This window comes from Paraglaciecola arctica, assembly GCF_018861065.1.
Classification (GTDB): domain Bacteria; phylum Pseudomonadota; class Gammaproteobacteria; order Enterobacterales; family Alteromonadaceae; genus Paraglaciecola; species Paraglaciecola arctica_B.
Genome location: NZ_JAHKQO010000015.1, coordinates 262,135 through 275,453 on the forward strand (window position 1 = coordinate 262,135; position 13,319 = coordinate 275,453).

A 13,319-nucleotide genomic window follows, 5' to 3' on the forward strand; every position below is an offset into this window, starting at 1 on the left:
CACTTTCAACCTGTAGGTGCGAAACGCTTGTTCAAAGCTTAGGATTAAAACCCAACAGCCACCCCTTCTCTTCGAGGATCCGCGCCACCTATTAACACATCATTACTTAATTGAATCCCATGAAGCCCGCTATTTAAATCTAACACTCTAACTTTGTGCCCCATTTTTTCTAACGCGGGCTTTAAGGCTTCAATTGCAGTGCCTTTTTCGAGAGCAGTATAATCGTTTCTATTGGTTACTTTAGGTAAGTTAATGGCTTGTTGAATATCGAGTCCCCAATCTAATACCCCCATAATAGTTTGCGCCACGTAACTCACAATACGGCTCCCTCCAGGAGATCCCAGTACAAGCGTAAGCTTACCGTCCCCATCAAAAACCATAGTGGGGCTCATCGCGCTTCGGGGACGTTTACCAGGCTCCACTCTATTTAGAACAAGCGCTCTACCTCTGTAGGGCTTAAAAGAAAAATCCGTCAATTGATTGTTAAGCAAAAAGCCGTCAACCATCAACCCCGATCCAAAAGCGAACTCTATACTGGTAGTCATTGAGACCGCGTTCCCTTCTTTATCAATAATACTAAAATGACTGGTATTGGGTTGCTCGAAGGTTTTGCCTTTAGAAAAATTCATCACGGGAAAGGGTCTACCCGCACCCACTTTCCCGATGTCAGAAACAAGGTTTATATCTCGAGCACGGTCTGCTAAATAACGTTTACTTAACAAGGCACCGAAGGGAAGCTGACTAAAATCACTATCGGCAATGTACATTTCTCTATCGGCATAAGCTAACCTAGAGGCTTGGGTAAATAGGTGCACCGCTGGAATAGAGTCAATCGGATATTGGCTGATGTTGTAAGGCTCAAGTGTACGTAATATTTGTAATACATTTATGCCGCCTGAACTCGGTGGCGCCATGCCACACACTTTATAAGTACGATAACTACCACAAACAGCAGAGCGTTTAATGGCTTGATAATCTGCAATGTCTTGTGCCGTAATTTTGCCAGGATTAATAATTGAAAATTGTGCGGCCTTGGCTATGTTACTCGCTATACTCCCTTGGTAAAAACTATCGGCACCTTGTTGCGCTATGGTTGTTAAGGTTTTAGCTAAAGCCGGATTCTTTTTGATAGTACCTTTTGTTAGCGCTTTACCACTAGGATAAAAATATACCGATGAGGTCCTAAATTGATTTAAACCTGGGTGTATTTCACGGGCTAACAATGATGCAAGACGATGAGAAACAGTAAAGCCATTCTCCGATAACGAAATACTATCATTAAATAATTCAGACCAATCCAGGGTTCCAAATTCTTTGTGTGCCATATCCAAAGCTCTTAACACCCCTGGCACACCTACTGACTGACCACCAACCACAGCGTCCATCCACTTAACAGCCTTACCATTTTTTAGAAATAAATCCATTCTTGCTGCCGATGGTGCGGTTTCGCGCCCATCAAAGGTGTGTAATTTTTTGTTTTTATTGTCCCAGTACAACAAAAACGCGCCTCCGCCTATGCCTGATGACTGAGGCTCAACCAGGGTTAACATCGCCTGAATCGCAATAGCGGCATCTATAGCACTCCCCCCTTTAACTAAAATGTTCTTTCCTGCCCAAGATGCATAGGGATTGGCAGCTACAACCATGAACTCGTCAGATTGAAATGCGCTTTTTTGTTGTAGTCCAGTTGCCGCTTCTGGCTCTCTATCTTCACGTTCTTGTTTACTTTGAACAGACAAACTTAAGGAAATGCTTAAACAAAGTACACAAAGTCTTTTTATTACTAGCACAAGGGGTCCAAACAAAAATCAGTAGCCGAGAACACTAACGAGGCAAGGCTTGTTTTGCAAATAGATATCGCGATTAGTGAGTCATACTTTCGTCTAATCACCACAAAGTTCGAACAACTGTTACTAACTTATTTATTGGAAATTAGTTAATATAGGCCTATTGATAATTCATAAAAACTCCACTTTGAACCTACCTATTCAGTCAAAATATCGTCACGGGCCGCTTCTAATAGCCACCATTAGTATTATTTTATTCTTACTAGAGCCTACGAGTAGCGATTGGTTAGCTTACGACCGACAACAACTCAATTACTTTCAGTGGTGGCGACTTATCAGTGGGCATTTTCTGCACACTAACAACATACATTTACTATTAAACCTTGCTGGATTAGCACTATTGTGGGCTTTGCATGGGCACTACAATCGAACTTTTAGGTATCTTTTAATTTTTTTGTGGTTGTGTATTGGGACATCTGGTGGACTCTATTTATTTACGCCACAAATGCAGTGGTATGTAGGGCTTTCTGGTGTGCTCCATGGCATGTTTATATTGGGTGCTTATTTCGACATCCACAACAAACTAAGAAGTGGCTGGATATTATTGTTTGGGGTATGGCTCAAAGTACTCCATGAACAGATTTACGGAGCCAATGAAAACGTTGCTGAGTTGATTTCTGCTAATGTTGCGATTGATGCACATTTGTTCGGCACCATCTCTGGCACCCTAATAATTGTGTACTATTTATTGCGAAATATTCAAAAGAAACGTAATGCAAAACTCAAATGAGTTGATTGGCCAGTGTTTGTGTAAAAAGGTTAAGATCACTGCAACTAAGGTTGCACTTCATGTGGTTGCTTGCCATTGTTCGATGTGCCGAATACTAAAACGTCACTATTAAAGAGCAAAACTATATTGCCACTTATGATTCCTCAGAATGAGCACAACACGGATTTTGTCAGCAATGTGGTACTCATTTATTTTATCAATTAAAGTCCTATCAACAATACATAGTGCGTTTAGGACGATTTGACAGTGAACTAAACTTCGACTGTACGACGCAAATTTTTGTTGACGAAAAACCCGATTATTACCATTTTTCCAATCAAACCAAAACCATGACCGGTGAGGAAGTGTTCGCTGCCTTTAACAACAACGATTAAGTTAACGGCGCCCTAAGGAATAACTAAACATCCATAAGGCGCAGCTCGATTTTACAGGTTAGTTTCAAACAATTTGTATATTCTTCTGTACTCGTCTAACCATGAACTAGGTTGCACAAAGCCATGCGATTCAACCGGATAGATCGCCGTCTCAAAATCCTGTTTTTCTAACTCAATTAAACGCTGAACTAATCTCACTACATCTACAAAAAACACGTTACTGTCTATCATTGGAGCATTTATAAGCAATGGCTTTTGTAATCCTTCAGCAAAATAGATAGGTGAACTCCTTTCGTAAGCAATGGGATCGACATCAGGAGTGTTGAGGATGTTGGAAGTGTACCCGAAATTATAGTGTGCCCAATCGCTTACAGGTCGCAGTGCCGCACCCGCTTGGAAAAGCTCCGGCTCTTTAAAGAGTGCCATAAAAGTCATGAAGCCACCGTAAGAGCCACCATAAGTGCCTACTCGTTTAGGGTCTACATCTAAGTTGTTCACTAACCAATCCACTCCGTCTTGTAGATCTTGAATTTCTGGTGTGCCCATTTGCCGGTAAATAGCTGTGCGCCAGTCTCTACCGTAACCGGCAGAAGCTCGGTAATCCATATCAAGTACTACGTAACCTTGCTGAGCCAACAGGTTATGGAACATAAACTCTCTAAAATATGCCGACCAACCAAGATGTGAGTTTTGTAAGTATCCCGCCCCATGATTAAACACTACTGCTTTATATTTGTTATCGGGTTGTTTATTTTTAGGAGCATACACCCGTGAATATATAGGCTGATTTGTGTGTGACGATTTAATCGGCACGATATCAGGCGCTAACCAATCGATCTCCAAAAATGCCTGACTAGTCGTTTGTGTCAGTTGCATTGCTGACTGCTCAGAGACTGATTGCAAATATAATTCCGGAGGACGGACCAAACTAGAATGAGTTAACAATAGTGACTGTTCATCTGGGCTCAATTGATAATCTGTCATACCGTTTAGATTGGTTACTGATTCCAAACTGTCGTTGTCTAAATTGACACGATAAATTTCGTAAATGCCAGGGTGTTTTTTGTTTGCCTTAAAGTACATATATTGGTCGTCTGAGGTCAACGTTAACGAATCGACCTCAAAACTTCCAAAAGTCACTTGTTTCGCCGAAGCGCCTAATGGCTTAACATAAAGATGAGAATATCCACTTTCTTCAGACAAGTAATACAGGTCGGTACTAGTGTTTAACCATCCAAAACTATTAAATCTATAATTAATCCACGCGTCATCATGCAAACGGTGTTGGTTAACTAATGTAGCCTCACTTAAATTAACCGTAGTAATCCATCTATCTTTGTTATCCCAAGCTTCAAGCATGATAGCGACGTTTTCACTATTGTTGTGCCATTGGATGGAGCCATTTGTTCCATTTAAAAGTTTTAAATCCCTTGGCAAACGATTAGTTGTATACGTCTTACCTTTCGCTTGTGCGTTTTCTCGCTTCACCGTTTCTAATACGTCTTCGTTATAACCTGGCAAGTTGTTGTAACTCAGTTTTCGTTTATTGCGACTATCTAGGTCCACTAACCAGATGCTTTGATTGTTGGGTTCTGTGTCTGCCACTCTGCTACGCACATTGACTGTGGCAATTCTGCCATTTTCATTAATGTAATTGGGCATGATGTCATCCGCTTTACCCTTAATTGACGTAGCTTGCTCGACTAATATTAACCATTTTCCATTTGGAGATAGACTCACTTTTACCGTTTCACTACCCTCAGGGAAATAAAAATCAGCTGGGGCAACCGTGGCATTTTGTCGCGCCAGCTTTTGCGCATCTTCAAAGCGTGCTTTTCTTTGTTGGCGTTTTAACGCCACCACCTCAATTAACTGTTGCTGTTGCTGAGCAATGTAGTCTTCAGGCAGTTCTAATGCTGTTGGTTCATCAGTAAATTGCCAGCTTACCAACTGTTCATACAAGCCAAATTCAGGGTGAATAGCATAAATAGCATTGCCACTTTGGAAACTTAATCGACCATCGCTTAAAAATTTCAAGTTGTATGGCTGTCGATTGTCTTTTGTCAGTTGTTTTAGCTCATTACTAGTAAGGTTCTTAACAAAAATATTACCTTCGAACACCCAAGCTGCAGTATCTTTTTGTGTATTCAATACCCTATTTCTATAGGCATGAAAATGTAGTTGTGACAACTCAACTTTAGTGCCATTTCCTTGTTCATTTAAGTGTTTTTGCCATAGTACGTTCTGAAGTGAAGCTTGTTGTTTCTGTTGATAAAATACGCTTTGATTGTTATCCGACCAATAGGCCGAAGTAGGTTGACGTCCAATCCAATCTGGATCAGCCATAATTTGTTGCAAAGTTAACAGCTTTGATTGTTGCTTAACCTCTACCGTCGCAGCCTTAATTGTTTGCGGTTTTAACGGCGCTGTTACAGCGGTTTGTGTAGACGCCGTTTGGGTTGCCGAACAAGCCGTTAGGAAACAAACAACACCGGCGAGTACTAAGTTTTTCCTATTCAGTTTTGACACACACTAAGCCTTATACAATTTAAAATGGAAGTCACCTAGGTATTAGAACGTACTCACGGGACATTTGGCAAAAATAAAAACTCAATAAGCCATAAATATAATAAGTACTTAAGTAATAAAAAATTTACATTTTCGCTATTACAAACAACAACGGGTGGATTGTTGTGCAATGGAAGCACTGGCTAACTTCAACGTCATATTCGCTGTTTAGCCAGCAGATTCCCACCTTGATTAGATTAGACACCAATAAAAACGGCAACTTAATTGTTGCCGTAGATAAACTTCTATTTTTTAGATGTCCGTTAGCTTAGGTAGCCGCCATCAACCACTACTGTTGTGCCAGTGGTATAACTAGACGCATCTGATACAAGATATAAAACCGTTCCGGCCATTTCATCTGGCTGTGCGGTTCTGCCTAAAGGAATTTGCATTAACGCGGTTTTAAGTATTTTGTCGTTACCCGTAAGCGCCGAAGCAAATTTAGTTTCAGTTAACCCTGGTAACAAGGCGTTCACCCTTATATTTAAACCACCGCACTCTTTGGCAAAAGCTTTAGTCATACTGATAACGGCCGCCTTAGTAATGGAGTAAATACCCTGACCCATGCCAGGCGATATGCCATTAACAGAAGCAGTATTGAGAATAACACCACCGCCCTGCTCCTTCATCATTTTACCCGCTGCAGTAGACATGAAGAAATAGCCTCGAATATTCACATCAACGGTTTTATCGTAAGCTGCTAAATCAGTATCTAATATATGGCCAAAGTAAGGATTAGCTGCAGCGTTATTCACTAGGATATCTAAACGACCATATTGCTGGGAAATTTGTTCGAAAACGTTATCGATTTGCGCCATTTCGCCTACATGACAAGCGATAGCTACGGCGTCACCACCCTCATCACGAATGCTTTGAGCAACGGCTTCGCATCCATCTATCTTGCGGCTAGAGACTATTACTCTGGCACCATAGGCAGCCAGCAATCGTGCAATAGACTCGCCAATACCGCGGCTCGCGCCTGTTACTAATGCCACTCTACCAGTCAAATCAAAAATATCTTTTTTCATACATCTCTCTCTGTGAAATCGTCTCAAATTTGTAAATATTAATCAGCTTCTACTTTAAGCACTAATTTACCCATGTTTTCGCCATTAAATAACATCAATAAGGTTTCAGGAAAATGCTCAATGCCTTTGACAACATGTTCTTTCGCGATGAGTTTTCCTTCAGCGATCCAGCCAGCCATTTCAGCAGCGGCTTTCGAATAGTTAGCAACATTGTCAAACACCACTATGCCTTCCATTCTGGCTCTATTCACCAATAGGGTCAGATAGTTAGACGGCCCCTTAACTGGAGTTGTATTGTTATATTGACTGATAGCGCCACAAATTACGATGCGCGCTTTCATGCGAATTTGGGTTAACACATCGTCTAGAATATCGCCGCCAACATTGTCGAAATAGACGTCTACACCTTTTGGACACGCAGTTTTGAGGGATTTTTTCACATCTTCATTTTTATAATCAATAGCTGCATCGAAACCCAACTCATTAACTAAATATGTACATTTATCCGCACCGCCAGCAATGCCTACAACTTTGCAGCCTTTTATCTTAGCGATTTGCCCCACTATTGATCCAACGGCTCCTGCCGCACCAGATACCACTACAGTTTCTCCTGCTTTAGGTAAACCGGTATCGAGTAGACCAAAGTATGCTGTCATTCCAGGCATACCTAACACACCTAAATATCTCTCTAATGGTGCTAAACTAGGGTCAATTTTGTGAAGCCCTTCAGTGCCTACAACCGCATATTTCTGAACACCACAATGCCCATATACGTAATCGCCTTCCGAAAATTCCTTACTCGTTGACTTAAGTATCTTACCCACTGTACTGGCGCGCATTACCGCACCAATTTGTACAGGCTCTATATAAGACTTGCCATCATTCATCCAACCACGCATTGCAGGATCGAGTGAAATATACTCTACTTGCACCAAAACTTGATCGTCATCTAACGCAGCGACTTCAGTTTCAACAAAATCCCAATTTTGCGGTGTTGGTGTTCCAACGGGTCGTGATGCTAATAAAAACTGTTTATTTTTCATATGTTTTCCGTATTTAGTCAATTTCTAACCTGATAAAGGGCAATATAATTAGAACCATTCTGCTTGCATTTCACTGCAACTGTCGTCCATGTCATTAAGTAGTGCGATATCTCTTTGGACAGCTGGCAACTCCCAACGTACAAAATATTTAGCAGCCTGCACTTTACCAAGATAAAACGCCCTATCTTCTTCCGTTAAGGTTGAATCTTGCAGCGCATTTTCCGCCACATTGGCTTGACGGATCCACATCCAACTCATTACTACTTGACCAAATATATTCATGAAACAGGTAGCGTTGGCTAATAAAGTAGGTAATTTATCAGACATTAAATGTTGTCCAAGCATAGGTAATAGCGTTTGCATTTGTTGAATATAATGGAGCAATTCAGCGATCAGTTGCTGACTGTGTTTACCTTTAACTTGCGCAAAATCGGCTTCCATTCTTTGTTGCAGCAGTTTTAAACCTGAACCATTGGCTTGCCAAAGTTTACGGGTTAATAAATCCAATGCTTGAATACCGTTAGTCCCTTCGTGAATAGGGTTAAGTCGATTATCGCGCCAGCATTGTTCAACTGGATATTCGCGGGTATAACCCGAACCGCCTAACACTTGTATCGCCAAATCATTTGCTTTAGGACCAAACTCTGAAGGCCAAGCCTTTACAATAGGTGTTAACAAATCAAGCAACTCAGACGCCTGTCTTCTTTCGTCATCTGAAGTCAAGGTATGTGAATCATCCACTAATCGCGCGGCATAAAAACATAATGCCATCGCCCCTTCAACATAAGATTTCTGCGCCAATAACATACGTTTGACGTCACCATGTTCGATAATAGTGGCGGGATTATCAGTGGGTTTGTTATTCGGGGCTACACGTCCTTGAGTTCGTTCTTTCGCGTACTCGAGAGAATATTGATAACCACTATAGCCGACCATTGCGGCACCAAATCCTACACCCAAGCGTGCTTCATTCATCATTAAGAACATGTAGCGCAGGCCCTGATGTTCTTCGCCGATTAAATAACCGTGACAATCTTGATTCTCGCCAAAGCTCAAGGCTGTAGAAGTGGTACCTCTATATCCCATTTTATGGATAAGTCCAGCCAATGCGACATCGTTTCGTTCTGCCGGGTTGCCCGCTTCATCGAGGCGAAACTTAGGTACCACAAATAATGAAATACCTTTAACACCTGCTGGCGCGCCTTGGATTTTCGCCAACACTAAATGCACTATGTTGTCTGACAATTCATGATCCCCTGCAGAGATAAAAATTTTATTTCCTTTAAGGCGGTAATTACCATCTTCATGTTTAACAGCTGTAGTATGGATATCCGCCAAAGACGAACCAGCATGAGGCTCTGTCAACGCCATGGTACCGGTGAACTCACCTGTCAACATTTTCGGCATAAACGCTTCTTTAAGCTGCTGCGAGGCAAAGTTACGAATCACATTAGCTGCCGCAATAGTTAAAAAGGGATAACCGGTACTTGAAGGGTTAGCAGCCATAAAATAGCCGGCACATGCGGTCATGATGGTTTCGGGAAGTTGCATTCCGCCTTCATCAAAGTCAAAGCGTCCTGCAATCAAGCCCGACTCAACATAGGCATCAAACGCCTCTTTGACCTCGGGGATCATGTGTACTTTTTTACCGTCAAAAGTCGGCTCGTTAGCATCAGCTTTAGCATTGTGAGTGGCGAATTTTTCTGTTGCTATTTTGTTTGCGATGTCCATAACAGCGTCAAATGTTTCGCGGTTATGCTCTGAGAATCGTTCACGACCAAATAGGTTTTCAGTATCCAATAATTCGTATAATTGAAACGCCATTTCTTTACGTTTAACAAGTTCGTTGTTCATATTGCTTAACCTTCACCAGTTATTACAGTTAAAGACTGTAAATGAATTAAATAATAGCCATAGATTGACAAAAATATCACTTCGCTATTATTGTCATATATGACATATTAATGGTCATTCTGGACAGATATAACGAGTTGTTATTTATGCTCAATCATTGCAGTTATTCACTGTGTTTAAAGTAACCATTTTAGGTTTCGATCAAGCCTATGCAAGTGCCATTACTGGAGCCTTAGACCTATTCGCTCTTGCAGGGGTAACATGGCAACGAATGCAAGGACAACAACCTTCTCCGTTTTTCGAAGTACAGCTTGCATCTATAAAAAAACGTCCAGTTAGTTGTATTAATCAATTGGTTATTAATAGCCACGTTGCGATAGAAGATGTGACACACACCGACCTTTTATTGATCCCTACTATTGGGGGTGAAATCATTAACGTTATCAACAAAAACCGAGCGTTATTGGCGCATATTCAAAAACACTTTGCTAATCATTCTGACATCGCGAGTAATTGCAGCGGTGCATTTTTATTGGCTGAAGCGGGATTATTAGATGGCAAAGAGGCCACCACTCATTGGGGATACGCAAGCCTGTTTAAGTCGCGCTACCCCGAAGTTAATTTATGTGCGGAAAAGATGATCACCTCAGCACAAAATATCTACTGTTCTGGTGGAGGCATGGCATGGTTCGATTTAGCGCTAATGTTAATTGAGCGCTATTGTGGCCACGACGTAGCCACCACAACAGCTAAAGCCCATGTCATCGACATATATCGCGGCGAACAAGTAGCCTATGCCAATATTCTTGCGAAAAAGTATCATCAAGACCCTGATGTATTAACCGTACAAGAATGGTTAGAAGCGAATTACAGTCAAAGAATAGCGGTGAGTGACCTACCCGCCTTGGTTAACTTATCTTTACGAACCTTCAATCGACGTTTTAAAAAAGCTACTGAACATAACCCACTAGAATATTTACAAACACTAAGAATTGAAGCTGCTAAAAAACAACTTGAAACAACTCACGATAGCGTAGAACGAATTATTACTCAGGTCGGTTATGACGATCTCAGTTCTTTTACAAGGCTATTTAAAAAACATACCGGGTTGTCACCTAGTCAATATGCAAAAAAGTTTAAGCGGTTATAAACCCTAACAAAAAGTTGCATGTTTTTTGCTCTATACTTAGTAATGCGGTTGCTGATTGTAATAATTTGTCAGTAAACTAGCCTAAGTGTATTGATACAACTAACACGCACCAATAAAAACCATAAATATCAACAACTTGTATGATTTTAAATGTTTTTATAGATTATTAGTTGAATGCATCAATATGAAACAATACTGCACATTTTTTGAACATTTAGGTTTAATGTAGTGGTAACCTAAAATCGACAGTTTATTTTACACACTAGTTTTACAGGAGAAAGACCATGGCTTTTAAAAAACAATATTTGAAATCTAAAGCAGAATGCAAAGTGACATTCAAATTGTCAAAAGAGCAAGCCCATGCCGCTAAATCTGTGCGGTTAGTAGGTGATTTTAACGAGTGGGATCTTTCTACCACACCGATGAAGAAATTAAAAAACGGGGATTTCACAACTACTATTAATTTACCTAAAGATTCAGAATATCAATTTCGATATTTATTAGATGATAAAGAGTGGGAAAATGACTGGGACGCAGATGCCTATATACCGTCAACGGTTGCGTTCGCAGACAATTCAGTAGTTCAGGTTTAGTTAATGTAACTATTCTAGGTCATAGGATAAGTGAAACGCTTCGAGGTTATATAGCAACGCCCTGGCCTTAGAAGCTTTAAAACCTGCAGAAATAAAAAAGCCATGACTAAATAGTCATGGCTTTTAACCGATATCTATATAAGTCGCTTATAATGCGGCTTCAAGCTCGGGCAATACTTCAAACAAATCACCCACTATGCCGTAATCAGCCACTTGGAATATTGGCGCTTCTTCGTCTTTGTTAATTGCTACAATGACTTTTGAATCTTTCATACCAGCTAAATGTTGAATCGCACCAGAAATACCCACTGCGATATATAGGTTAGGAGCAACAATTTTTCCTGTTTGCCCAACTTGCATATCATTAGGAACAAAACCTGCGTCTACTGCGGCTCTTGAGGCGCCCATCGCAGCCCCTAATTTATCTGCAATACCGTCAAGAAGTTTAAAGTTCTCACCGTTTTGCATACCGCGACCACCTGAAATAATAACTTCAGCTGCAGTCAATTCTGGTCTTTCGGATTCAGTTAATTCAGCAGAAACAAAGGAGGATTTGTCTAAAGCCTTTTGCATATCACAAGCTTCAACTGGCGCTGAATTGCTCTCGCCAGCGGCATCAAATGCTGCAGTTCGAACCGTGATAACCTTAATGCTATCGCTAGATTGCACTGTTGCAATAGCATTACCCGCGTAGATGGGGCGAACAAAGGTATCGGCGCTTTCTACTTTGATAATGTCAGAAATTTGCGCAACATCTAATAACGCAGCCACTCTAGGCATAAAGTTTTTGCCGGTGGTAGTGGCGGCTGCCAATACATGGCTAGCGCCTTTACCTAATTCAGTGACTAAATCAGCGATATTTTCAGCCATTTGTTGTGCATAATCTGCACTGTCAGCCAACAATACTTTGGTCACGCCATCGATTTTAGCGGCCTGTTCTGCAACAGCTCCACACCCAGAACCAGCAACCAATAAGTGAATTTCGTCGCCTAACTGTGCGGCGGCGTGCATAAGTTTATGAGTTTCAGTTTTTAGCTGTTCGTTGTCATGTTCTGCATATACTAAAATAGCCATTAGATCACCTTCGCTTCATTTTTTAATTTGTCTACTAATTCAGCAACATCTGCCACTATAATTCCACCTTTACGTTGCGCTGGCGGCTCTACTTTTAATACCTTCACATTTGATGTCAACTCAACACCAAAATCGGCAGCCGACTTAACTTCAAGAGGTTTACGCTTAGCTTTCATAATATTAGGTAAAGAAGCATAACGAGGTTCGTTTAACCTTAGATCTGTTGTTACTACGGCAGGTAAACTTAGTTCGACAGTCTGTAGACCACCGTCTATTTCACGCGTCACTTTTACTTTTCCTGAGTCAACTAAGACTTCCGAAGCAAATGTGCCCTGAGGCATGCCAGTTAAAGCAGCTAACATTTGGCCTGTTTGATTATTATCAGAATCAATAGATTGTTTGCCCAAAATAACCAAATCAGGCGACTCTTCTTCTACTACTTTTTGCAATAACTTAGCAATTTGTAATGAATCAAGAGTTAAATCAGTATCAATTTGGATACCACGATCTGCACCAAGAGCCAAAGACGTACGAATCTGTTCCTGACAACTTTTATTGCCAACAGAGACCACTACAATTTCTGTAGCCACACCCTTTTCTTTCAAGCGAACCGCTTCTTCTACCGCAATTTCACAAAAAGGATTAATCGACATTTTGGCGTTAGTTAAATCAACTGCACTATTGTCTGCCTTAACCCTGACTTTTACATTGTAATCAATGGCACGTTTTACTGGCACGAGTATTTTCATTTTCACCTCTACTTACAGACTTTCAGGTATCAAGTTTATAATTCGAGTTAACTAGCGACTCAAATCTGGTTGGCGACAATTTACTTTGTGTTGACGTTAACGTCAACTTCGATGTCCTTTTGTCATAGATCATTTTTAGCAGCTCTTTTAACGGCTATTATATGTCATAGTATAGTCCTAACAATCAGTTAATTATTTCTAGCCTTTAGCCTTAGAATTATATTAAACCATTGTTATATATGATTATTTTATGTTTTCACCAAAGAGCAACTCAGTTATATTTGGTTGTTAGAAAACCTACCAATGGTC

General features: G+C 40.7%; 11 protein-coding genes and 1 pseudogene. 5 read left to right on the top strand and 7 right to left on the bottom strand.

Going from position 1 to position 13,319, the window contains the following annotated elements:
- Window positions 1–44: 44 nt before the first annotated feature.
- Window positions 45–1,790 carry a gamma-glutamyltransferase gene (gene ggt / locus KO534_RS05805; protein WP_215928334.1) on the bottom strand — a complete coding sequence of 582 codons (1,746 nt, stop codon included), beginning with the start codon at window positions 1,788–1,790 and terminating at the stop codon, window positions 45–47.
- Window positions 1,791–1,950: 160 nt separating this feature from the next.
- Here ggt and rrtA point away from each other — a divergent pair, with 160 nt between their 5' ends.
- The 3 genes and pseudogenes from rrtA to KO534_RS23375 all read left to right on the top strand — a co-directional run.
- Complete coding sequence (gene rrtA, locus KO534_RS05810) at window positions 1,951–2,577, top strand: rhombosortase (protein ID WP_252731967.1); 627 nt, start codon at window positions 1,951–1,953, stop codon at window positions 2,575–2,577.
- Complete coding sequence (locus KO534_RS23845) at window positions 2,561–2,689, top strand: GFA family protein (RefSeq protein WP_436836573.1); 129 nt, start codon at window positions 2,561–2,563, stop codon at window positions 2,687–2,689. Before rrtA ends, KO534_RS23845 begins: the two co-directional genes overlap by 17 nt.
- A 103-nt stretch (window positions 2,690–2,792) precedes the next feature.
- Window positions 2,793–2,951, top strand: a pseudogene (locus KO534_RS23375) (GFA family protein); the annotation flags it as partial.
- Between the two features lie 51 nt (window positions 2,952–3,002).
- Here KO534_RS23375 and KO534_RS05820 read toward each other — a convergent pair.
- From KO534_RS05820 to KO534_RS05835, 4 genes are all read right to left on the bottom strand, one after another.
- Window positions 3,003–5,480 (bottom strand): S9 family peptidase, encoded by a 2,478-nt coding sequence (locus KO534_RS05820; RefSeq protein WP_215928335.1) that lies wholly within the window; start codon window positions 5,478–5,480, stop codon window positions 3,003–3,005.
- Between the two features lie 302 nt (window positions 5,481–5,782).
- Complete coding sequence (locus KO534_RS05825; protein ID WP_215928336.1) at window positions 5,783–6,547, bottom strand: SDR family oxidoreductase; 765 nt, start codon at window positions 6,545–6,547, stop codon at window positions 5,783–5,785.
- A 38-nt stretch (window positions 6,548–6,585) separates the two neighbouring features.
- Window positions 6,586–7,590, bottom strand: a complete 1,005-nt coding sequence (locus tag KO534_RS05830; protein WP_215928337.1) for an NADP-dependent oxidoreductase — start codon at window positions 7,588–7,590, stop codon at window positions 6,586–6,588.
- A 48-nt stretch (window positions 7,591–7,638) separates the two neighbouring features.
- Complete coding sequence (locus KO534_RS05835) at window positions 7,639–9,444, bottom strand: acyl-CoA dehydrogenase (protein WP_215928338.1); 1,806 nt, start codon at window positions 9,442–9,444, stop codon at window positions 7,639–7,641.
- A gap of 172 nt (window positions 9,445–9,616) precedes the next feature.
- Between KO534_RS05835 and KO534_RS05840 the strand changes: the two genes are divergently transcribed.
- Together KO534_RS05840 and KO534_RS05845 are read left to right on the top strand one after the other, a co-directional pair.
- Window positions 9,617–10,594 carry a GlxA family transcriptional regulator gene (locus KO534_RS05840; RefSeq protein WP_215928339.1) on the top strand — a complete coding sequence of 326 codons (978 nt, stop codon included), beginning with the start codon at window positions 9,617–9,619 and terminating at the stop codon, window positions 10,592–10,594.
- Window positions 10,595–10,878: 284 nt separating this feature from the next.
- Entirely contained in the window at window positions 10,879–11,187 is a 309-nt protein-coding gene (locus tag KO534_RS05845; protein WP_215928341.1) for an isoamylase early set domain-containing protein, read from the top strand.
- Window positions 11,188–11,334: 147 nt separating this feature from the next.
- On the opposite strand, the gene KO534_RS05850 is transcribed toward KO534_RS05845, so the two are convergent.
- Together KO534_RS05850 and KO534_RS05855 are read right to left on the bottom strand one after the other, a co-directional pair.
- Window positions 11,335–12,261, bottom strand: a complete 927-nt coding sequence (locus KO534_RS05850) for an electron transfer flavoprotein subunit alpha/FixB family protein (protein WP_215928343.1) — start codon at window positions 12,259–12,261, stop codon at window positions 11,335–11,337.
- The gene (locus KO534_RS05855; protein ID WP_215928345.1) at window positions 12,261–13,010 is read right to left on the bottom strand and encodes an electron transfer flavoprotein subunit beta/FixA family protein; all 750 of its coding nucleotides are present in this window, start codon (window positions 13,008–13,010) and stop codon (window positions 12,261–12,263) included. The genes KO534_RS05850 and KO534_RS05855 overlap by 1 nt, the downstream gene beginning before the upstream one ends.
- Between the last annotated feature and the right edge of the window lie 309 nt (window positions 13,011–13,319).

Coding starts and splice junctions, on each gene's coding strand:
- KO534_RS05825 (WP_215928336.1), bottom strand. CDS start 6,547: ATGAAAAAAGATATTTTTGATTTGACTGGTAGAGTGGCATTAGTAACA.
- KO534_RS05835 (WP_215928338.1), bottom strand. CDS start 9,444: ATGAACAACGAACTTGTTAAACGTAAAGAAATGGCGTTTCAATTATAC.
- KO534_RS05855 (WP_215928345.1), bottom strand. CDS start 13,010: ATGAAAATACTCGTGCCAGTAAAACGTGCCATTGATTACAATGTAAAA.
- KO534_RS05850 (WP_215928343.1), bottom strand. CDS start 12,261: ATGGCTATTTTAGTATATGCAGAACATGACAACGAACAGCTAAAAACT.
- KO534_RS23845 (WP_436836573.1), top strand. CDS start 2,561: ATGCAAAACTCAAATGAGTTGATTGGCCAGTGTTTGTGTAAAAAGGTT.
- KO534_RS05845 (WP_215928341.1), top strand. CDS start 10,879: ATGGCTTTTAAAAAACAATATTTGAAATCTAAAGCAGAATGCAAAGTG.
- KO534_RS05830 (WP_215928337.1), bottom strand. CDS start 7,590: ATGAAAAATAAACAGTTTTTATTAGCATCACGACCCGTTGGAACACCA.